At 35.6% G+C, this 23,193-nt stretch carries 15 protein-coding genes and 1 pseudogene; 15 read left to right on the forward strand and 1 reads right to left on the reverse strand.

Annotation, left to right across the window (positions count from 1 at the left end; translation table 11 throughout):
• Nucleotide 1 precedes the first annotated feature (1 nt).
• The 7 genes and pseudogenes from I5515_RS05210 to I5515_RS05240 all read left to right on the forward strand — a co-directional run bounded on the left by I5515_RS05210 (nucleotide 2) and on the right by I5515_RS05240 (nucleotide 13,368).
• The gene (locus I5515_RS05210; RefSeq protein WP_199965086.1) at nucleotides 2–4,834 is read left to right on the forward strand and encodes an RHS repeat-associated core domain-containing protein; all 4,833 of its coding nucleotides are present in this window, start codon (nucleotides 2–4) and stop codon (nucleotides 4,832–4,834) included.
• Nucleotides 4,834–5,232 (forward strand): hypothetical protein, encoded by a 399-nt coding sequence (locus I5515_RS05215; RefSeq protein WP_017389319.1) that lies wholly within the window; start codon nucleotides 4,834–4,836, stop codon nucleotides 5,230–5,232. Before I5515_RS05210 ends, I5515_RS05215 begins: the two co-directional genes overlap by 1 nt.
• A gap of 4 nt (nucleotides 5,233–5,236) precedes the next feature.
• Nucleotides 5,237–5,862 (forward strand): annotated as a pseudogene (locus tag I5515_RS05220) (RHS repeat domain-containing protein); the annotation flags it as partial.
• Nucleotides 5,863–6,242: 380 nt separating this feature from the next.
• A complete protein-coding gene (locus I5515_RS05225) occupies nucleotides 6,243–6,683 on the forward strand; it encodes a hypothetical protein (RefSeq protein WP_199965087.1) in 441 nt (146 codons plus the stop codon).
• A gap of 177 nt (nucleotides 6,684–6,860) precedes the next feature.
• A complete protein-coding gene (locus I5515_RS05230; RefSeq protein WP_199965088.1) occupies nucleotides 6,861–7,376 on the forward strand; it encodes a hypothetical protein in 516 nt (171 codons plus the stop codon).
• Between the two features lie 238 nt (nucleotides 7,377–7,614).
• Nucleotides 7,615–10,401: a DUF2345 domain-containing protein gene (locus I5515_RS05235; RefSeq protein ID WP_199965089.1), complete on the forward strand. Its 2,787-nt coding sequence runs from the start codon at nucleotides 7,615–7,617 to the stop codon at nucleotides 10,399–10,401.
• Nucleotides 10,402–10,404: 3 nt separating this feature from the next.
• Complete coding sequence (locus tag I5515_RS05240; RefSeq protein WP_227562637.1) at nucleotides 10,405–13,368, forward strand: ATPase; 2,964 nt, start codon at nucleotides 10,405–10,407, stop codon at nucleotides 13,366–13,368.
• A 2-nt stretch (nucleotides 13,369–13,370) separates the two neighbouring features.
• Here the strand turns inward: I5515_RS05240 and I5515_RS05245 are convergent, their stop codons facing one another.
• Nucleotides 13,371–14,375 (reverse strand): formylglycine-generating enzyme family protein, encoded by a 1,005-nt coding sequence (locus I5515_RS05245; protein WP_199965090.1) that lies wholly within the window; start codon nucleotides 14,373–14,375, stop codon nucleotides 13,371–13,373.
• 810 nt (nucleotides 14,376–15,185) lie between these two features.
• On the opposite strand from I5515_RS05245, the gene I5515_RS05250 reads away from it, so the two are divergent.
• From I5515_RS05250 to I5515_RS05285, 8 genes are all read left to right on the forward strand, one after another.
• Nucleotides 15,186–15,875, forward strand: coding sequence for a hypothetical protein (locus tag I5515_RS05250; RefSeq protein ID WP_199965091.1), 690 nt, complete (start codon nucleotides 15,186–15,188; stop codon nucleotides 15,873–15,875).
• A 16-nt stretch (nucleotides 15,876–15,891) separates the two neighbouring features.
• Complete coding sequence (gene tssB / locus I5515_RS05255; RefSeq protein ID WP_199965092.1) at nucleotides 15,892–16,395, forward strand: type VI secretion system contractile sheath small subunit; 504 nt, start codon at nucleotides 15,892–15,894, stop codon at nucleotides 16,393–16,395.
• On the forward strand, nucleotides 16,388–17,869 hold the full coding sequence (gene tssC, locus I5515_RS05260) for a type VI secretion system contractile sheath large subunit (protein WP_199965093.1): 1,482 nt from the start codon (nucleotides 16,388–16,390) through the stop codon (nucleotides 17,867–17,869). The genes tssB and tssC overlap by 8 nt, the downstream gene beginning before the upstream one ends.
• Nucleotides 17,870–17,918: 49 nt before the next feature.
• Entirely contained in the window at nucleotides 17,919–18,422 is a 504-nt protein-coding gene (locus I5515_RS05265) for an Hcp family type VI secretion system effector (protein WP_003651052.1), read from the forward strand.
• 78 nt (nucleotides 18,423–18,500) lie between these two features.
• Complete coding sequence (tssE, locus tag I5515_RS05270; protein WP_002048404.1) at nucleotides 18,501–18,977, forward strand: type VI secretion system baseplate subunit TssE; 477 nt, start codon at nucleotides 18,501–18,503, stop codon at nucleotides 18,975–18,977.
• Nucleotides 18,978–18,993: 16 nt separating this feature from the next.
• Complete coding sequence (tssF, locus tag I5515_RS05275; protein WP_199965094.1) at nucleotides 18,994–20,805, forward strand: type VI secretion system baseplate subunit TssF; 1,812 nt, start codon at nucleotides 18,994–18,996, stop codon at nucleotides 20,803–20,805.
• A complete protein-coding gene (tssG, locus tag I5515_RS05280; RefSeq protein ID WP_199965095.1) occupies nucleotides 20,769–21,767 on the forward strand; it encodes a type VI secretion system baseplate subunit TssG in 999 nt (332 codons plus the stop codon). Before tssF ends, tssG begins: the two co-directional genes overlap by 37 nt.
• On the forward strand, nucleotides 21,764–23,173 hold the full coding sequence (locus tag I5515_RS05285; protein WP_199965096.1) for a hypothetical protein: 1,410 nt from the start codon (nucleotides 21,764–21,766) through the stop codon (nucleotides 23,171–23,173). Before tssG ends, I5515_RS05285 begins: the two co-directional genes overlap by 4 nt.
• Nucleotides 23,174–23,193: the final 20 nt, after the last annotated feature.

The raw sequence follows: 23,193 nt of genomic DNA on the forward strand, positions 1-23,193 counted from the left end.
CATGTCACAAAATTCAGTCGTTGCACCTTTAAATACTTTTAGTCCGAAAGATTTAACAACAAAAAAAGCAGAAGTTGATAAATGGTTTAGGGAATATACAGATGGTATCGTTACAGTTGACCGACTAGAGACAATCTGTAGAAGTGTACCTGTTTTAGGTAGTGCCTTTGCTGTTGGTGATATCGTTATTGATATCATAAGTATGATAGATAAAGGTATTGATAAAGTTGAAATTTTTGATTGGTTGAATTTGGGAATCGATGTCATTGGATTGGTACCAATGGGACCAGTTGGACCTTCTGTGCGTGGCGTAGCCCGGCCAGCATTATTTTATGTAAAAAATGAATCAGAACAAATTATCAAAGCCCAAGCAAAGAAATTAGGCAAAAAAACATTAACTTCCCAAGAAGTAAAAAAAGCTTTAAGTACGGGGTTTAAAGACAGTGCAAGTGTATTTTTAACTACCATTATTGCTGAAAAAGTAGCAGGGACTTTAGAAAAATTTGCTAAAGAAGGGCAAAGTTTACTGAATCAGGTTCTAACAGAAGTTGGTAACTGGATTATCAAGCTAACAAATGCTATTGATACTGGCTTAAAAAAACTAGTCAGTGGTTCATTAGATGGTCTTCCAAATCTTAAGCGTGCGGGCCAGCAGTCTTTAGGCGTTATAAAAGGAATATTTGAACTTGATGGAACCCGTGTAGTAAACAATGCCAAATATGCTGCTGAAAACGTTACAAAGACTGTGGGTAAAGGCTATGTCAACTTAGCCAATTTGGTAATTTCTGAGGAAACACGAGCTAAAATTTTAGCTTTAGGCGCGAAAATAAGATCTATAGGACAAGTTGCACAAGGAAAAGTAAATAGTTTAAGTGACCCTAATACTTTATGGACCATTGGTTGGCTATTTAGCATTATGGGGATGGTTGCTGCAAAACATCGGCAAAAAAAAGCTCAGATTAAGGCAAAAGAAACGACCAAGGCCAATGCAAGCCATCCATCAACGCCGACTGACAAATCAAATAAACAAGCTAAGGCAGAGAATAATGCCAATCAGTGTAAAAACTGTATGGGAAGAACTGGTGGTTCAATTAGCTTTGCAATGGGTACAGAGTTCTTTACCCATGTTGATGCACAACTTGGCGGAGTAATTGAGGACAGCATTAGCCGGACCTATGTTTCAAACCTTTATCAGATGGATGACTCTGTATTTGGAGCACGTTGGGTTACTCCATTTACTACAAAAATTTCTCGTAAATTTACATATAGTTCAAAGAAAAAAGACCATAAAGACTATTTAAATGGGCTTGAATACATCGGTTTAGATGGCCGAGCAATCAATCTGCCTGACCTAAAGAAGGGTCAAAGTATTTATGATCCGATTGAGCAATATACTTATACAGTTTTATCAGATCAGCTGCATTTAATTGCCCATGGTGAAGATGAGAAGCGCTATTATGAAAAATACGGTGAGGACTATCGTCTATCTTATATAGAACGTAAAAATGGTTTAAAAGTCGCTTTACGTTATGACCATGTTTCTATCGACAATAAAACAATTTTATCGGACATTTTATTTAAACAAGACGATAATTTGCTGGTTCATTTAGCTTTGCAATTAAATCCACAAGGATTGGTTTCCGATATTTGGACAATCAAAAATGGTCAATTAGATCGTGTTTTGGCAAGTTATGACTATGATCAACAAGGTGACTTGGTTCAGGCAACAAATGAATTTGCAGCTTCTTATTATTATCAATATAACCATCATTTAATTATACGTTATACAGATCTTACTCAGCGTGGGATGAACCTAAAATGGGACGGTATTTTACCTACTTCGAAAGCAATTGAAGAATGGGCAGACAACGCCAGCAGTGCTTCAAAGCTGGAGTGGGATAAAGATATCCGAAAAACAACCGTGCTAGATGTTGATGGGAATAGCACCGAACATTACTATGATATTGACGGTTATACTTACCGTATTGTTTATCCTGATAATTTTCAAGAATGGTTTTTTAGGGACAATGCTAAGAATATCACGCTCCATATTGCTAAAGATGGTTCGAAAACTTCTTATACTTATGATGAGCGCAGTAATGTCCTGACAACGACTCAAGATGATGGTGCAACGAGTTATTTTGAATACGATGAAAAAAATCAACTCACTGGTATGGTTGATGCCGAACAGGGACGTTGGTTTAAGCAATATGATGGTTCTGGAAACCTGATCAAAGAAATTGATCCACTCAAGCATGAAACAACTTATGCCTATAATACTATGGGGCTGGTAACTTCTATTACTGATGCTAAAGGTGGAAGTAAATCGCTCAAATATGATGATCAAGGGAATTTAATTAGTTATACGGATTGTTCAGGTAAAGAGACCAAGTGGCAATATGATGCGCGTGGTCGTGTAGTAAGTATTGAAAATGCATTAAAACAAAAAGTTGAGTATTTTTATACTGAACTTACCTTAGAAAATCGAGAACCTATTATAAAGGGTTTACCTCTAAATGCTTTTGGTCAACTTGAAAAGATCAAACATGCTGATGGCACAGAAGAACACTTCATTCATGATGCTGAAGGGCGTTTACTGGCACATATAGATCCTAAACAAAACATTACCCGCTATGAGTATGATGAGGCGGGTTTAATTCTGTCTCGTACAGATGCTTTAAATCACAAATTAAAATATAAATGGGATCGATTGGGACGTCTCACCCGACTCATCAATGAAAATGGTGCCAGTTACCAATTCTTCTATGATGTCGCAAGCCGACTTGTTAAAGAAATTGACTTTGATGGTAAGGAAACAGTTTACCACTACGATGAAAACTCAGGTCAACTTACAACCAGTATTGAAGTCGCATCTGCTTATGGACAAGACCTCAAAGACCGAGCTGCACCAAAAGACCGTATTCAGCAATTCATTTTTGACAGTATGGAGCGTTTAGAACAGCGTACTGCGGGTTATGGTCACTATGGTTTAGAACTTGAAGAAAAGCAGACTGAAGAATTTGCCTATGATTATATGGGGCGAATTATTCAAGCTAAAAATGTTCAAAGCAATTTACAATGGTTTTATGATGCGGCTGGCAATTTAGTAAGGGAACACCAGCAAGACTATAAAATCAATAAAACTGCGGTGTGGAAACACCAATATGATGAGATTAATGATCGAATCAAAACGATTCGTCCAGATGGACAGTTTATTGACTGGTTGACCTATGGTAGCGGTCATGTACAAAGTTTAATCGTGAATGGTCAAGACCTTGTTAGCTTTGAGCGTGATGATTTACACCGTGAAATTGCACGTCACTATGCCAACGGGGTGAGTCAAGAACAGCAATATGACTTGGCTGGTCGTTTGAAAAGCCAAATGATGTTAAGTGAACATAAAAATGGCTATCAAAACCAATATAAACCCCACAACAATGCATTAGAGCAGACCAGTCAACTGGTACAGCGTCTTTATCAATATGACAAAACAGGTGAGTTAACGGCAATTAGGGATACACGCCGTGGCAATATTGCCTATAAGTACGATCCTGTAGGGCGTTTACTTGAAGCGAGTAGTAAACTTGGAAAAGAAACGTTTAACTTTGACCCTGCCAGTAACATTATAGATTCGTATCATAGTCAGAAGGCTCAAAGCCACTTACAAAGTGAGCAAGAAAAAGACTATGGTTATAACCGTTTAGTTAATAACGTAGTTAAAGAATATCTAGATCAACAATACCAATATGATGCTTATGGACAACTCGTACGACAAAAATCGAGTCAAGGTGATTTAAACCTTGAATGGGATGTCTATGGCCGTATGGTAAAGAGCCGTAATAGTCAATACACGGCAGAATATCGTTATGATGCTTTAGGTCGACGTATTCAAAAGCGGAGTAAACATCACCATACAGGTCAAGAACAGAACATCATTTATGGATGGGATGGTGATACGCTTGCTTATGAGTCCACAGAAGAACTGACTAAGCATTACATCTATGAAAAAGACAGTTTTGTACCAATGCTACAGGCAGTTTATTTAAGCCCAATAGAACTCCATCAAACACCAGATTGGTCAGATAGACCTTATAATGTATATCGTGACCCGCTTTGGAAAACTGACAAACAGGGTAAAGAATTTGATGATGTATGGTTCTATCACTGCGACCATTTAGGCACACCGCAAGAAATGACCGACCATACAGGTGCAATTATTTGGAAAGCTGAATATAAAGCTTGGGGTGAGTGTAAAGCAGAGAGAGCCAAGTCGAATTTCTTCGAAAATAGTGAAATTATTTCAAATAATATCCGTTTCCAAGGTCAGTATTTTGATGAAGAGACAGGGTTACATTACAATCGCTATCGTTATTATTCGCCATATATAGGGAGGTTTGTTAGTCGAGATCCAATTAAGCTTGTTGGTGGTTACAATATTTATCAATATGCTTCTAATTCAATCAGATGGGTAGATCCATTAGGTTTAGCTCCTAAAAAAGAATGTAATAAACCTAAAAGAGAAGAAGAAATTATTAAACAAACAGCTTCATTTGAAGCTGCACGAAAAGAAGCCTTACAATTAATAGGACCTTTAGTTCCAGGTACAAGGCAAGATCAAATTGGAAGTTTAGGTGAAGGGAAAGGGAAAAAAGTCGGCTTTTTTGGTATAAGTGCTGCAAAAAAAGAATATGTTCGATATAGATTGGATTATGATCCTATAAAAGGTCCTCATATCAATGTGGATGTTGGCAAAGGTATCTGTGGAAAACGCTATGCTATAAAATTCCCTGGTAATGAAAAAACATTTATAACTCTTTTAAAAAGGAATACCTAATGTTGACACCGTCATTTATTTCTAAAGAACTGTTAGGTAAGGTTGAGCTAACAACCACAGATTTAGAAAATGAAATTCTTAATTTAGGGTTGAATATTAAAAGTCACGGGGTAATTGATAAAGATACTGATAAATTGAATCTTCTAGTTCAGGATGAAAGAGATTTTTTGCTTGATAAAATACGAGAAAATCTTATTGATAGACCTCTTCATGAAAAAGTGGAGGTATTTTGGTCAAACCTAAATAAATATTCAATCATATGTGAAATTGAATTTGTTATCCAAAATTTAGACAATATTTTTGATGAGGATTGGGATTTTTGGATTATAGATAAAGATAAAAAATGGATTATTGAAAGCTATCATGAAGAAGAGTTGGCAATATTCGTTATGAGTTAATGCTTATCGTTATGATGCTTTAGGTCGTCGTATTCAAAAGCAGAGTAAACATCACCATACAGGTCAAGAACCATAACATTCTTTATGGATAATGGCGATACGCTTGCTTATGAGTCCACAGAGGAACTGACTAAGCATTACATCTATGAAAAAGACAGTTTTGTACCAATGCTACAGGCAGTTTATTTAAGTCCAATAGAACTCCATCAAACACCAGATTGGTCAGATAGACCTTATAATGTATATCGTGACCCGCTTTGGAAAACTGACAAACAGGGTAAAGAATTTGATGATGTATGGTTCTATCACTGTGACCACTTAGGTACACCGCAGGAAATGACCGACCATACAGGTGCAATTATTTGGAAAGCTGAATATAAAGCTTGGGGTGAGTGTAAAGCAGAGAGAGCCAAGTCGAATTTCTTCGAAAATAGCGAAATTATTTCAAATAATATCCGTTTCCAAGGTCAGTATTTTGATGAAGAGACTGGATTACATTACAATCGCTATCGTTATTATTCGTCATATGTTGGTCGGTTTATAAGTAAAGATCCTATTGGATTGTTAGGAGGCGATAATAATTATGCTTATGCACCTAATCCTATTAATTGGATTGATCCATTAGGTTTACAAAAAAGTAAGGATCCTGCTAGACAAAAATGTCCGACAGGAAAATGTAAGCATCCTGAAATTGAATCTCATGCTAATAGTTATAATGAGGCTAGACGGATGGCAATGCAAAAATCTGGTCTAGATAAGGCTGTTTCAACTATTCCATTTATTGCAGATATTGGCCCTCGTAAAGGAGAGGTTGTAGGAAGCCAATCTATAGATGGAATGAATCATTGGCGTATAGATTATGACCCTAATTCAAATAAACAGTTTCATGTTAATTGGAGAAAAATTTATCAAGACAAAAAGACTGGCAATTGTATTATGGAACGTGGAGCAATATTAGTTTCTGGCGGTAAAGATGCCTATCTACAAAAAATTGAGAGAATGCCTAAGTTATGAGTTTACTTAAAGATATTGAAGATTTTTGTACAACATATGAGATTGATTTTTCAACAATGCCATTACATTTAACTGATGAAATTAATGATTTTATGAACCCTTTATGGCAGGGAACAACAGGGAAAATGAATTGGGAAATCACCAATACAGACTTTTTAAAAGTGAATTTCCCAAATGAAATTGATAATAGTGTGATAAATAAAATTATCTCGAATTTGAAATTTAAATTATTAAATGAGGAGAGCGTGTATTTATATTTTTCTGGATCTGAACCAGTGATTAAGATAAATATTAACGAATTTTTTCTGAATTTATTTAACTTCATGGATGAATTTTGTTTTCTGGATTTTATTTATTTTTTAACTATAGATAATACTAAAAAAGATATAAATTTAGGGGAGTTGAGAATTTTTGAATATATATGTGGAACTGTCTAATTTATTAAATTGTAATACTTTTCATCATCCTAAAGATAAAGAGCATCCATGTTCGCATTAGCATGCAGCTCCAGCTATGATGGATAATGGTCAAGTGAGGACTAATAATCAAGGTGCTTGGAAATATATTTCAAGTGGGCTAGTGGTTACTCATGACTAGTGATAAGGAGCGCATGAATGAAAAGAATTACAGCACTTAAGATTAAACAAAGACAAAATCTGAATCTATCAAATTTTATTAAGGATACTAATTTAAAATTTAAATTTTTAGATAGTTCAGACAAGTTGTCTGTCGATGAAAGTATTGATTTTTACAATGAAATATTGTCTGTAAAAAAATCAAATCAGATGTTGATAGAAGCTACAGAAACACAAGATAAGGTTTTAATAAGTAAAAAGATCATTAATTTTATTAAGAATATTTCTGATGAAGATCTTTTATTTAATGTATCTTTTAGTCAATATGAAACATTTTTAGATGATGGCGAATACTATAATATTTCGCCTTTACCTGTTTTTAAATTGAACAAGAATCAAATTTCATTTTTATTTGATTGTTATATATATAACAATCTTTATTTTCTGGAAATTATTTCTGATAATTTTAAGTTAGTGTTAGATAGTTATGCTGGAAATACAAATTCATTAGAACCTGATTTACCAACGTATGAATATTTTGAGGAAATTAAGTAAATATAAATTTAGTATATTTTAAAACTTAAAGGCACAATTTTCTTATAAATTCTCAAAAAATTAAAAACTTTTAAAAGTGAATTAATAGCGTAAGTTGTTAATTCACTTTTTATATTTATCACGGATAGCATTCTCATCCATTCTTGTAGTCGTATGGTTAAGTTTTTCTTCATAAAATAGACAGATGTGTCTGTATTTTATAAAATAATGCCAATCCTGACAAAATTTTCATAAAAAGATGTTATCTCATATACATAGAATTCTAGAAGATTTGGGTATCAGCTCGCAAAAACGCGTGCTTCATATTCAATTTTCTAATCCCTTGTTGAATACTCAAGTCTTTTTACAAAGTATTGAAGGACAGCATCAGCTAAATGAGGGCCTGACTGCCGATTTATTTTGTCTTTCTACCAATGCCCATATTTCATTAAAACAATTTATTGGTTGTCAGGTTGCAGTCGATCAAGTAACTGATCAGGGGCAATTATTTAGAACTACAGGAATTATTACCGAAGCCAGTCAGGGGCAGAGTGATGGTTCATTAACGCTGTATAAATTGAAACTACAAGATCCGACCATGCTATGGCATAAACGCCGAAATAGCCGCGTGTTTATAAGTAAAAGTGTACGGGACATCACTGAAATTCTATTTACAGAATGGCAGAATAAAAGCCCATTGTTTGCGTCTAGCTTAACTTTGGACTTAAAAGGTTTAACACAAGATTATGATGTACGACCTTTTGTCATGCAAAGTAATGAAACGGATTATGACTTTTTAATTCGACTTTGGCGTAGTGAAGGCATTAACTGGTTAATTGATGAAGCTCAGTTTTTTGTCACTAATAGTTCAGATGAGATTCAACCACAAAAATTACGTTTAATTGATAATAATGAATCATATTTAGCATTAGACCGAAGAAATATCCGTTATCACCGCAGTAGCGCAGTTGAACAACACGACAGTATGACGAGTCTTGTGGCAAATCGGAAGTTGCAATCTACAGCCGTGCATGTACAACGCTGGCAGGCGGATGCTTTAAGTCAAGAAGAAGGCGTGGGCACTGTTCAGTCAAAGCATAGTCACAGTGCTAATCAGGAGAATGCGAGTTTAAGTCTAGAACATGCATGGCATGTCAGCCCTGCTTGGATGCAAGACTTAAATGGGGACGATCAAGCTACAGCATCAGGCAATCAGCAGCTAGAAAAACTCAATCAAAATCTATCTGATTATTATGCATTTCAATCAAAATATTTTCATGCACAAACCACGGTACGTGATGCGCAAGTCGGTTATTGGTTTGAATTGAATGAACATCCAGAAATAGATACCCATAGCGGGTCTGACAAAGAATTTCTGATTATTGGAAAAAGCTTTTATCAGCAAAATAATTTGCCTAAAGATTTGCAACAGCAAATCAATCAACTTTTTAGTCAAAGCCAATGGCAAAACAATCAATCAGGGCTAAATGACCAGACTGAGCGTCAGGGTAATAAGCTCATCTTGTCGCGTAGAAATATTAAAACTGTTCCTGAGTATCACCCACTAGAACACCGACCAGCAGCTTACCCACAACGCGCTAGAGTGGTGGGGTTAGAGGGCGAAAGTATTCATGTTGACCAGTGGGGGCGTATTAAAGTCCGCTTCCTATTTACCCGAACTGACGATCATAGTCATGACGGTGGAGCGGGAAGTAACGACAATGACAGCGACTCGGCTTGGGTTGATGTACTGACCCCATGGGCGGGTGCCGGTTATGGGGCACGGTTCTTGCCACGAGGGGGTGAGATCGTAGTCATCGACTTCTTTGACGGCAACATTGACCGCCCATTTGTGGTGGGTCGTATTCACGAAGCTGAACGGCACCCAACCCAATTCGACCAGAAAGGCCAGCTACCCGACACTAAAAAGTTGAGTGGCATTCGTTCAGAGGAAGTCGATGGTAAAGGCTTTAACCAGCTACGTTTTGATGACACAACAGGGCAAATCAGTGCCCAGTTACAAAGCACCCATGCAGCTAGCCAACTAAACTTGGGTAATTTAAGCCATCCAAAAGAAAGTGCGACAAGTGATGGCCGTGGTGAAGGCTTCGAACTCAGAACAGACCAGTGGGGCGCGGTTCGAGCTGGTAGTGGCTTACTCATCAGTACCCACAAACAGGACCAAGCTCAAGGTGTACACCTTGATGCAAATGAGGCCAAACAACAAATAGAAGGCTGCCTTAGTAATGCCAAGGCACTCAGTGAAGTTGCAAAAAATCAGCAAACTGACCCGTTAGATATGCTTGAGAACATTCAGACTTTCTTAGAGGTCCTTAAACAAGAGGACCCTAAAAAGGCTGCTGAGTTTCAATCAGCAGTGATGCTGTTGGCATCTCCAAAAAGTATTGCTGTAAGTAGTAATGAAGATGTTTACCTCAGTGCAAATGGGCAGCTTACTCAAAGTGCTGGAGATAGCATTAATATCAGTACGCAGAAGAATATAGTAAGCCATGCGAGTCAAAAAATAAGTCTATTTGCTGCCCAAGCAGGTGCCCGGCTTTTTGCTGGTCAAGGTAAAGTTGAAATTCAGGCACAAGGTGATGGCTTAGATGTCATGGCTCGAAAGGGGCTACAGATTACTTCAACCGAAGACACAGTTTTTATTACTAGTCCAACTGAAATTAATCTGACTGCCAATGGGTCTCAAGTTAAGTTGAATGGTTCAGGTATTTTCCCTGTAACGGGCGGTAAGTTTGAGGTGAAAGCAGGGCAGCATTTGTTTATGGGGGGAGCCAAGGTGGCAACGAAAAACCCAGAGTTGGCAATGTTGCCAGATTATCATTTAACTTATATAGCCAAAGATATAACTGGAAACCCATTGAAAAATAAAAAATATTTAATGATTTTACCGAATGGGGAAATGATCAGTGGTGTGACAGATGGTCAAGGTAAAACACAGAAGATCACAACCAAGGGCCCTCAGCAAATCCAAATTAGTTTAGAAGATCATGTTCACGATAGTTTTGTAACTTTTGAAGAAGAATAAATAATGAATAAGATTAAATTAAAGCTATTTATTAATGTATTGCCTGATAATGATACGATTGCTTGCCATGGAATGGATTATTCTGTAACTGAAAAGGGAAAGCGGCCAGGACAGGTAAATAAACTCGCAATAGCAATAGGAAGTGCAAAGAATCCTAAGCCTCTTGTGCAGCCTTTAGATTTGAACTCCATTTATAAAAATAAATCTATTCCAGTGCAGACGATCGCCCAAAATATGGCGAAATATAAAGATGTACACGAAGGTCCAAGCTTGAGTCAGAACCGAGAAGCTAAAACTGACATGAAAGGTTTTACTAAAGAAATGCATCTGCCAGCTGGTGAGTATGATCTTTGGATTAAAAGAACGGATTCAGAGTGGGAGAAAGCCATTAATATTAATGGTAGTTCAAGTCTCCATATAAAAGAAGAAAAGCAAGGAATCACTACTATAGAATATCAAATTAAACAATATTATCGCTATAAAATAGAAGGATTTAGGGGGACTAAACTAACTGATAATATTCCATTTGAAACTTTTACTTTTGACAAAGACGGTAAGGAAAAGAAAATTAATTTACCGAATGTCAAAATGAGTGTTGTAGATAAAAATGGTTTTACTCCACCTTTATATTCACCAAAAGGTGAAGTTATATTTGTAAAATTTAAATTCGTAAATATGTCTGCTCAACCAGAGAAAAAAGACATACAGCATTTTGCAACAATTAGTAAAAAGAATTATGTCACTGTACAGTTGAAGTCTGTTGCGAAAATAACAAAGCAAGATAAGAATACGACAGTAACTTTGCAGGGCAATGGAAAACCGCCTGTTATTTTAAATATGCATCGAGAGGAAATGATAGTCCTTTCAGCAGAGGATTATGCTGAGTTTGAAAAGGAAAGTTCAAAACTAGATAAATTATTTGGAAACTCTTTTGATGCTAAAAATAAATTAGCAGAAGCAATAAAATCTGGCAGTGTTTCTAATGTTAAAAAAGCAGAAGAAGAAATAAAAGAAGCAGAGAAAAAAATCGAAGAAGAGCTCAATAAAAACTTTAAAAAAGCGGCTGATCTAACAGAAGTCATTACTTTTGAAGCGCGTCAAAAGAAAAATCCAAATGGTAATACACAAGAGTTTGATTTCAGACGTCGATATTTACGTACTGATAGATATATGCAATTGCAACAAAAGAAAAAAAACAAAGAAAGCTTTAAGGTGACGGTTTTAGGAACGGAGTTAAAGAAACTTAAAGACATCAAACAAGACTTTAAGAAAATTAACCAAGAGACCATTCATAATGAATTTAAAAAAGTTAGTTTAGATCTTGCAAAATATTCTAAGCAAACGGGAACTAAGGTTTGGGATTTCTCTGCTTTTAGTGCTGGTTTTGTTGAGCAAATTAAGCTTTCAGATAACTTAACGGTTGATATTCAATCACAATGGTTAAGGTGTGTTGGTGGCGCTGGCTTATCGACAAGTGCGAGTTGGAAGCCTGAAAGTGGTGAAGTGAATGCTAAGGCAAATGTTAATGCGCAAGGTAAACTTGTGTTGTTTGAAGGAAAGGCAAAAACTACTTATGTAATTCCATGTGATAAAGGTTGGATGTTGAACTTTGATGATATTGATCTGGGTGCATTCCGATTTATTATTGGTATGGAACTCTATGGTTTTGCTGGTGCAAAAGTGGCTGCAGGGATTGGTTTAGAGATAAGTTATAGTAAAAATGGGCAGCAACAATTGGCTGCTAATGGTAGAAGAAATAGAAATCCCTCACTCGCCAATAATATGGGAGAAAACCGTCCAAGATTTGTGCCAATGGATCGAGATGAAACCATCATTCCTGGTAGTGGAGCAAGTTCTGAGGGGCAAATTGAAGCTTTTGCTGGTGCAGAAGCGGGAATCAAACCATCTGGAGAGTTTCAGTGGCTTTCACCTGAAGCTAAGGATTTTAAGCCTTTAGCAAGCTTAGCTGTCGATTTTGCTGGTAGTGCCGGATTGGGAGCAGGCGTTAATTTTAAATTATTCTATTGGGCGCAAGAAAATCAATTCCGTTTTAGAGCAAAGGCTGCATTATGTGTTGGTTTGGGTGCAAAAGGCGCATTAGATTTTGTTATTGATTTTAGCCAAGTGCTAGAAGTATTGAAATGGGTTCATTACCAGCTTATACGTGCACAATTTACTGTGTTGGGTTTTATAGCAGAAGATGCTTTTAGAAATTTAAGTCAATTGGCTGTAATTGCACTGGGGAATGACTCTATAACTGCTAAAACTCTCAATGATATTGCTGAGGAGTTTGATAATTTTAATGCTAAGTATTCCGTTGCGAAAGATTCAGTTGATTTAGCTAATAAAATTAAACGGCAGCCTGAGTGGCTAAAACAAGCAACACCGGAAGCAAAGGGAATGCTAATATATCAAATGACTAGGCACAATAAAGTTACTCATTTAGCCGACTATCCGACATCCTTAACGTCTCCATATTTGCCTAGCCATAAGCAAGGTGTCATTGCGATTTTTGAAACAATTGCAACAGAAAATGAATGGCTGAATGTACTTCAAAGGATGTCTTTTGATGGTTCGAAGTCAACTGCTAGTATCAAAAAATTGGAAAAACAACTCTTGGTTTTTTTACATGATGGTGTTTGGTCTCAGGTCTCAGATATTGTAAAAGAATATGCTTTTAATTCAGATACAGTTGGACGTGGAAGTGAATATGTAGAGCAGTATGAAAAATTACGTTCCAAAGTTGTGAAAACTATACCTTTACATGAGAAAGCTCCAATGAATAATCCAAGAGAATTAAAAAAATTACGAGAAAAGATGGTGAGTGAGCCAAGTATTATTAATGCGGATGCTTTAGTTGCTTTAAATACTGAAGTAGTACCATCGCTTGAAGTCGATGGTACTGATGCAGACTTATTTATTGCAGCCAATTATGAACAAAATTCAGATGATTCATATATGGCTTAAAGTTATTTAATCGGCTGCTGGATATTGGCAACACAACGAACAGAATATAAGCGATATTTTGACTTGCTTTCATCATTTGGAGTGGGCAAGGCTTTATTTCTAGCTATATTAAAACCATCAGCCATCATTAAGTTGTCAGCTCCCATTGCTACAGTACCTCGTAAAACCTTTTCAGTACCTGTTTTTGGTCCTGTTGGGTTATTGCTAGGTGAGTGTTTATAATAATCTTTATCATACCAATCATTCATCCATTCATAATTATTCGTAACAAGATCAAAAAAACCTAAAGGATTTGGGGGGGTCTGCCCTATAACTGGAATGTTTGCAACTGTTTGTAAATCATGTGAATGTCTATAGTTATCATATTGATCTAATCCCCATAGATTTTTCTTTGGTTCTACTTTACCTGTATCCGTCGCAAATAAAGTATATTGTCCTTTATTTCGAGCTACATACTCCCATTGAGCTTCAGTAGGTAAATCCATTGGAGTGCCGACTTGCTGTCCCAACCATTGACAGTAGTCTTTGGCTTGCTGCCAAGCCATACCAGTCGCTACTTCATGAGCAATTTGTTGACTATATCGCTTATTATCTACACTCTCACTTTGTCCAATGGCTGCCGTAAAAATATTAAAGTCTTCTAACGTTGTTTTATAAGCATTCATATTAAAGCTGTTAAGCGTGACTTTATGCAGGGTCTTATTATTGTCCCCTGGAGAGAAAGGCTGGTTATCAGGTTTTTCAGTATTACCATTGGGATTCTTTACAGCCATACTATTTGGAACCATTTTTTCTAATTCTGGAGTTACTAGTCCAAAATCACCCATTAGGTAACTACCGCCTTCAACAAAGATCATATTCTTTTTGGTTTTCTCAACCAATTGTTGAATTTTTTGCTGAAGTTCTGGCGAGGGCTTTAATGGTTTATGACTTGTCTCAGTAGATTTAGCACAAGCACTTAAAGCAAGACTTGAAAATAAAATAACAGCTATATTCCGTTTCATCATTTTTTTAGAAATCATTAGGTTGAATATGGATGAAACTATTTTAGTAAGAGACGTGAAAGATATAAATAGCGGTTTTGTTATTCAACGAAGCGAATAGTCATTATAGTTTATGAAAAATTCAAATGAACTCAGATATTTTATAATTGAAATATAGATTGGATGCGTTTCAAGGAGAATTAAGCGTGAACCAATTGACTAGTCAAAAGAGGAGTCTGTAATTTTTTATCGTATTTTACAAAAAACTTAAATTTTTTCTTCTAGATTTTTGATGAACATATATTGAGAAAGCATACATGGGCGTGATTTTTTTAACATTAGCCATGAAACTAAATTCATCTAAAAAGTATAATGGATAGACAGATTAGTCTTGACAAGTTTGTTTTTATTTATATTGAATTTTTACTTCATAAGTTTGGAATGTATTTTTTACAATCATTTAACTTCTTTATCTTTTAGTTGAGATTAAATATTCTTAAGCAAATGTTTCATAAAAACTAAATAAATGATATTAAAATAAAATTTATGTTTAGTTTTAATTTTAATTATTTATTTAAATATCAATAATTTATTTTTAATTACAAAAAATAACAATATTATTTTTTTATAAGAATAACTTTATAAAGCTATATTTTATAACCATGTTAACTATTTACTTTTAGTTTCTTTTGATATGATTTTTATATAAAATATGTTTGTTTATATGATAAACTGCATTCAAATTTTTTGAATATAAGGTTTGATTCTGATTTTTTGATATTTATTAAATGTTAATTTTTCAGTAAAACCTTGATTAAATAAGAAGATAGAGGAATGAAAGTTGTGTTAAAGCAAAGTGTTTTGATACTTTTTTTAATTGGTAACTATGTCGGTTTATCTTGTGCACAAGCTGCAGAATTAGAACCTATAAAACTAAAGAAAAGTTGTATTAAGAAAAATCCTATAATTGAAGGTCAAACTGATCCTGAGTTGCTAAGTCTTTTTAAACAAGTATGTGATACAGATAATCCTATTCAAAAGAATGATTTATTAGCTAAATCAGCTATGAGATTTTATCAGACCAACCAACCAGTTAAAGCCTTGAACTTAGCTAATCAATTACAGAGCCAAAATGTTCGTGGTTCATTGTTAACAGATGTATTATTTCTATCTAGTGTAAGTATTGCAAATAACTCATTGCAACAAATGCGTAGTCAGGAAATGCGATATTTAACTAATGACGTAACATATCCTCCTGCAAAGCAGTTAATTGAAAATGTTCATACCGCGATGCCAGTTCCTGATCCGTCGAGTTTCAAAACTAGCTCAGAAAGCAGTACAGCTGATAATGAAAAAAGAAGTTATAGAAAACAAAATGTAGTCCGTAATCGAGTTTCTACTCCTCGAACGACAACTAAACATACAGTAACTCCAGTAAAAACACCTGCTGTTAAACCAAAAACTGCACCTGTTGCGAGTGTTAATAAATCAAAAAGTTCGCCTTTTGACCCTTTAACTAAATAATCTGGGATAGAACCTTATGGCTAAAAGAGAAAGTGTACAAAAGAAGCTTCAACGAATTCGACCTCCTCGTGTTCAGCTTACTTATGATGTAGAAATTGGTGATGCAAAAGAAGCGAAGGAACTTCCATTTGTTGTGGGTGTGATGGGTGACTTTTCGGCTGCATCGGAGCTTGAGCGTACAAAATTAAAAGATAAAAAATTCATTAATGTTGATTTAGAAAATATTGATGAAGTTATGGAGTCGTTGTCTCCGAGAGCTGCTTTTCAGGTAGATAATACCCTAACTGAAGAAGGTGGCCGAATTGCAGTTGATTTAACATTTAAATCTATGGAAGATTTTCGCCCGGAAAATGTTGTTCAACAAGTTGATCCATTAAAGAAACTAGTTGAAGCACGTGAGCGTTTAACAGATTTAAGAAATAAGATTTCAAACAGTGAACGTTTAGAAGATTTGCTAGATGAAGTGCTTAAGAGTACTGATCAGATCCGTAAATTAAGTGCGGAGGCTGATCATGAATAATACTCAATCTGCAGCAATGCCACTTGTTGAAAATGAACAAGTTAATCTTTTAGATTCGATTGTTGAAGAAAGCCGTATTGCCCGGAATGAAGAAGAACATTCGCGTGCAAAAAGCTTAATCGGTGAGCTTGCCAAAGAAGTGATGGCAGGAACAATTACAGTTTCTGAAAATATGACTTTATCAATTGATAAGCGTATTGCAGAAATTGATGCACTGATTTCAAATCAATTAAGTCAGATCATGCACAATGAGCAATTCCAAAAGATTGAGTCAACTTGGCGTGGTCTTTACTACTTCTGTCAAGAAACACCATCTAATCCTCTTATTAAAATTCGTATGTTAAATACGACTAAAAAAGAGTTGGTAAAAGATTTTCAAGGTGCTACTGATTTTGATCAAAGTACTTTGTTTAAAAAAATCTATGAAGAAGAGTATGGGTCTTTTGGTGGTGCGCCATATTCAGCACTAATTGGTGATTTTGAGTTTGATCGTACGCCTTCTGATATGTATTTGCTTGAGCAAATCTCTCACGTTGCCGCAGCAGCTCATGCACCATTTGTTTCCGCTGCTAGCCCAAGCATTCTCGGTCTAGAGTCATTTACAGATATTGATCGTCCTAGAGATGTTTCAAAAATCTTTGAAACGGCTGAATATGTTCAATGGCGTTCATTCCGTGACAGTGAAGATTCTCGTTATGTTGCATTAACATTGCCGCATGTTCTTGGTCGTCTTCCTTATCATCCAAAAGAAGGAACAGCGACAGAAGGCTTTAACTTTGCTGAAGATGTTTCGGGTGCAAACCACAACGAATATTTGTGGATGAATGCTGCTTATGCTTTTGGTACTCGTTTAACGAATGCATTTGATATGCACGGTTGGTGTGCCGCAATTCGTGGTGTTGAAGGTGGTGGTTTAGTCGAAGGCTTGCCAGTTCATACTTTTAAAACACAAGATGGCGAAGTGGTATTCAAGTGCCCAACAGAAATTGCGATTACTGATCGCCGTGAAAAAGAACTAAGCGATTTGGGCTTTATTCCTTTAGTGCATTGTAAAAATACTGATTACGCTGCTTTCTTTGGCGCGCAATCAACTCAAAAACCTAAAAAATATGACAATGATACAGCAAATGCTAACTCTGCTTTATCAAGTCAAATTCAGTACATCATGGCCGTTTCACGTATTGCTCATTATCTAAAAGCAATGATGAGGGATAAGGTGGGTAGCTTTGCTTCTGCTGGAAATGTTGAAGCATTCTTAAATGAGTGGTTGTCACAGTATGTATTGCTTGATGATGGCGCTTCTCAAGAAGCGAAAGCTCAATACCCTCTTCGTGAAGCGTCTGTAAAAGTTGTAGAAGATCCTGCTCAACCAGGTCACTACAAGTCTGTGGTTTTCTTACGACCACACTTCCAGCTGGATGAGTTGTCAGTTTCTTTGCGACTTGTCACTGAGTTGCCTCAGTCCTCAAATTAATAAAGGTCAGCGAAAGAATAACTTTAAATTAAAAATAGGAAAGTTCTAAATGAAAGATATATACGTTGAGTTTCGCGGTAAATATAAAGTTGATGGCGAGTCTCGTGACTCTGAGCACAAAGGCTGGTTAGAAGTTAACTCTTGGTCTCACAACATTCGTCAACCTAAATCTGCTACTTCAAGTAGTGTTGGTGGTCATACTGCTGAACGTGTTGAACATTCAGATATGCTTTTTATTAAAGACCTAGATGCAACTAGCCCGAAATTATGGGAAGCATGTTCAGCTGGTTATACATTTGATGAAGTACAAATTGATTTTTATCGTGCGAATGGCGATAAACGTATCAAGTACTTACAAATTAAATTGAAGCATGTTCTAGTTTCTAGTGTAACTCCAACAGTTAACGAAGAAGGTGTTCCAACTGAAGCGTTTGGTTTGAAATACGCAGCTGTTGAGTGGACATATAATCAACAAGATATTAACGGTACTGCTAAGGGTGCTGTTACTAAGAAATGGTCACTTTCTAATAATACTGCTTCTTACGCAGCATAATGATTTAAGTGAATATTTGGCAGGGGCTGACATAAAGTTAGCCTCTGCTGTCTTTAAGCATGCTTGTTGTGAACTCCAATGAATTTAGATCGGCTTTATCCATACGGATTTCGTTCAACTTTGTTTGATCGTTTAATTCCTGAAAGTGAAGACTATGCAAAAGGTCTTTCTATTCAGCAATTAAGGGAATCGGTAGCAAAAGATTTAGAAGACTTGCTGAATAGTCGGGTCGCTAAATTGGACCATGTAGTCGATGATTATCCGCTAGTTAAAAAATCTATACTTCAGTTCGGGATTATTGATTTTGTGGGGCTTTCTACAGCCAATCCGCTAGATCGAGACAAGATTTGCCAATCTATTGAACAATCAATTGCAGCTCACGAACCTAGACTAAGACAAATACGGGTAGAGATGTTGTTGGATGGACATAATATGGGGGCATTATGTTTAAGTATTCAAGCTTATCTAAATATTCATCCACTGTATGAACCTGTCGTTTTTGATGCATTGCTAAAACCGACAACTCAACAATATGTAATTTCAGCGAGAACCTAAGCGTAGTAGGTGTGTTGTGATAGAAGAGCTTTTACCGTTTTACGAAAAACAACTACAAGAATTTGGTCAGCAGTCTCGTGAATTTGCCCAAAAATATCCGAAAATTGCTCAGCGCTTATCTTTAAATCAAGAGCAGATTGATGACCCACATATTGAGCGTCTCATACAGGCGTTTTCATTAATTGCTGCTCGCATCGATAAAAAACTTGCTGATAGTTATGATGTATTTACACGCTCCTTATTTGAGGTAATGTTTCCTCAATACTTACGACACTTTCCAGCTTGTTCAGTGGTGAGTTTCGAAGATATAAATAAAATCAAGCAGCTCATAGATGCCCATGTTGTGCCTGCGCACACAGTTTTGAAGTCTCGTAGTTTTAAGGGAGTTCAATGTGAGTTTAATACTACACAGGAAGTTAAATTACTCCCAATAACGTTACAAGCGCTAGAGTTTAAGAGTACACCAAGTGCGCATATGCATTTGAGTCAAAATGCGACTTTAAGTTTTAAATTCGAAATTTTTAATCATGCCCATCTATGCTTGTTAAATGAAAAACTTCCTATTTATTTAGATGCAATTTCTAATTTTCCGCTTCAAGTACTAGATAGTATTTTTAAGAAGGGAACAACTTTTGCTATCCGGATAGGGCAGAAAGTTGTAGTGCTGGATAAAAATCCATTTGAATTAACAGGTTTTTCAGAGCAAGAAAGTCTATTACCTCTCGATCAGCATACTCATCATGCATATCGTTTGCTCATGGAATATTTCTGTTTTCCTGAAAAATTTAATTATCTTAAGCTAGATTTAGACTTTTTAAAAAATCTATCTCGAGAAAGTAGTGAGTTTGAGCTCTTGATTCATTTTAAATTAAATTTGAATGATCAGGCAGTGGTTCGAAATTATTCTGAGTTGAATGTTGCTAATTTTAAATTATTTACTACACCTGTAATTAATTTATTTGAAAAATATGCTGAACCTCAAAAAATCGTACACAAACAATTAGAATATCCATTAATTACAGATGCGCATCATCCTGAGTTTTATCAAGTCTATTCAATTACTGAAATGAATATGGTGCGTGAAAAAACCAGTCAAGAAGAAAGTTATGTTCCTGTGCTGCCTTTTTTTGCGATGAGTCACTATCATACTGACACAGCTCGCTTTTTCTATTCGGTAAATTATCAAAAACTACAACTGAATTTCGTTGAAATGGGATATTCAATTATTTCTAAAAATTTAAATCCTTCTTCAATACGTTCAGATTTTATTAGTACAAAATTATTATGCTCAAATCGTGACTTGCCACATGAAGCTTTAGGGCAGTCTAATAATATATTGAATTTAAATGATAGTAGTTTAGCCAGACGTGCAATTGTTTTAAAAAGACCTACAAAACCTTATCAATTTGGACAAAGCCAGAGTGAGCAGTGGCGTGTCATTTCGCACCTTTCATTAAATAGTTTAGCTTTAATGAAAGGTGATGCCGTATCTCATATTAAAGAGCTACTTGCTTTATATAACTTGCCGTTATCAAAAGAAAATTATCTTATTATTGAATCAGTTAAGCAGCTTGAATTTTCACTTACTCACAAACTAGTAGATGGTAAACCATTCCCAATGTTTGTAAGGGGGGTGAAGGCCGAGTTGCAAATTGATTCATCTGTATTTAGAGGGCATAGCCTATACATTTTTAGCCAATTGTTAAGTCGTGTTTTTAATTTAAAGGTTCAAATTAATAGTTTTGTTGATTTGGTTGTTAAGGATTATTCATCTCAGCAGGAGTTATACCAATGCAGTCAGAACGTTGGTGGCAAGACTCTTCTATAACAGCTGAGTTGTTTACAAAGCCAAAGTCTTTTGAATTTATTCAAGCAACACGTCTATTAAGGCACGATTCAGATTGTGCAGTTAGTTCATCTTGGAGTGATCATTTTAAATTTGAGACATCCTTTAATTTAAATTTCCCTGCTACTGAAATTGAAAATTTAGAATTATCGGATGAAAGGGTTTATATCACGAATTTAATTGTTGGTCTTACGGGCATACAAGGCGCTTTACCTTATACATATACCAATAAAATTAAGCAGGCCCCACGTCAGCAAAGAGCTGAAACTAAAGAGTTCCTGAGCTTATTTAACCATAAGCTTACTGCTCAATATGTTGAGTCCAGCATTGTATATAATTTGCCAATTCGATATGAGACCGAGCATAAAAATGATTATTTAGATATTTTGCATGCCTTGAATGGATATGTACGCTCGCAACATCAGCAAACAGAACTTGATGACTATTTTGCCGAGTTTTCAGGATTAATGCAGGGCCAGAATAATACAGTTCATGCATTAAAAACAATGTTGTCCTGTATTTTTAAACATGAAATTACGATTAAAGAGTTTATACAAGAATCTTTTAAATTGGCGAGTGATCAGTTAACGACTTTAGGTGGAAGTCAACCGAGCCTACTTGGTATTAATACATTTTGTGGTGAAACCATTCAGCAAATTGATGGAAAAATTGAAATTCAGATTGGCCCACTAAAACGTCAACAATATTTAAATTTCCTTCCAAATCAAGAGTTAAGTTTAAAACTAAAAAAAATTGTAGAAACTTGGTGTAGCCCAACTTTATCGATAGATCTTCGACTCGTATTAGATGAGTCTGAAATACAGCCTATTTGTCTAACCCATCATAATCAAAGTGGTTTGGGACAAGGTTCTTTTCTTATATCACAACAACCTAAAGTGCATAGTCATGAAACTTGCTATAGCCTTATTGGAGAGAAAATATGATTAAAAAAATATTACTCTCATTTATTGCTATTTTTACAGTGGTTAGTGGAATTATTATTTTCTACTGGCGTGACGTTCAATATAATCCTGATAAAGGTGATTTTTTCCTTTATTTCTTGATGTTACCAGCAATTATTACACTGGCGATCTTATCGCCATGGTTAATTTATAGTGCTTATAAAACTTATAAAGACAAGAAAGAACAGGCTACAAGTCAAAATAACGATGAAGCTAATCAAAAACAAACCGCGGTAACAGATGCACCACTCGAACAGCTAGATTTCAATATTTACTCTGCTTTTGCGGTGCATGCATTGGGTGAGAATGAAAGTATTATTGAGCAGCTACAAAACTTCAGAAGTCCAGAGTTAGATGATCAACTGTTAAATGCTTATGGCTTGCCTCTTTTATCTTACCGTATTAAGCATCTAGATGATGTTGATCATGCGGAGAATGATTACTCATCTCCACGACAAGTTCGTATGATGTCATTAATGCAACAACAATTAGAACAAAATATAGAAAATTTATATCTTCTCGCAGAGCATTTAAAACGTTCAACTTTATTTTATGAATCAAAGCAAGCTCGTGAATATCATATGCATCCGGCATGGGTTGATCCCGAGTCTGAATATGATGATGTCCAAATGCCAATCGTAGAAGTTTATCGTTTAAATCGCTTAAATCTACATATCCTTCTTTCGGAGGATTTATTACATATCTGGAATGATGACCAAAGTAATGAATTAATTTTAGAGTTCTTTACTGAGATTGGTATTCCTGCTCAAAAGATCCATATTGAATATCATTTTTTTGGAGAGCGATTAGCTTACCAAGAGTTAATACATTTATTAAAAGGTATTCATAAAAGAGAGCATGAGATGTTCTTTTTAGTCGTGGCTGATTCTGAAGTTGATCAAGATCTAATCGATGAAAAATCTTGGATAATTAAAGATTATGTTCCTGCTGAATTTGCAGCAAGCTGTTTACTTGCAGATCCTTTAGTGAAAATTCAAGAATTAGAACCTACTAAAGATCTGAAAGTCATTATAGGTCAACAAGATACAGCGAAGCTTTTTACCAATTTTGAATTTCATGATTTACCTCAGCATGAAGGTGAAGAACCTTATGTGCTGATATTGTCAGATCAGATGGATATAAAAGTTTCGAAGAAATTGCAGCAACACTTTCTTCAAACACCTGTAGAGCCGCATCACTATATTTATGTGAAATCTTCATTAGGGCATACCCAGAATTTAGCTGATATTTATGGCTTTATGCTGAGTATGCATTTTCCTGAACATATCACTCCTTTTATCTTTGGCGAAAATACGGTGTCAGCACATACATTTGTGCAGCATGTCACTGAAAATTCAAAAGATGATGTGATGGTGTTGAATAACTAATTTAAACTTTGGACTTAGAA

Source organism: Acinetobacter calcoaceticus (assembly GCF_016508255.1).
GTDB lineage: Bacteria > Pseudomonadota > Gammaproteobacteria > Pseudomonadales > Moraxellaceae > Acinetobacter > Acinetobacter calcoaceticus_E.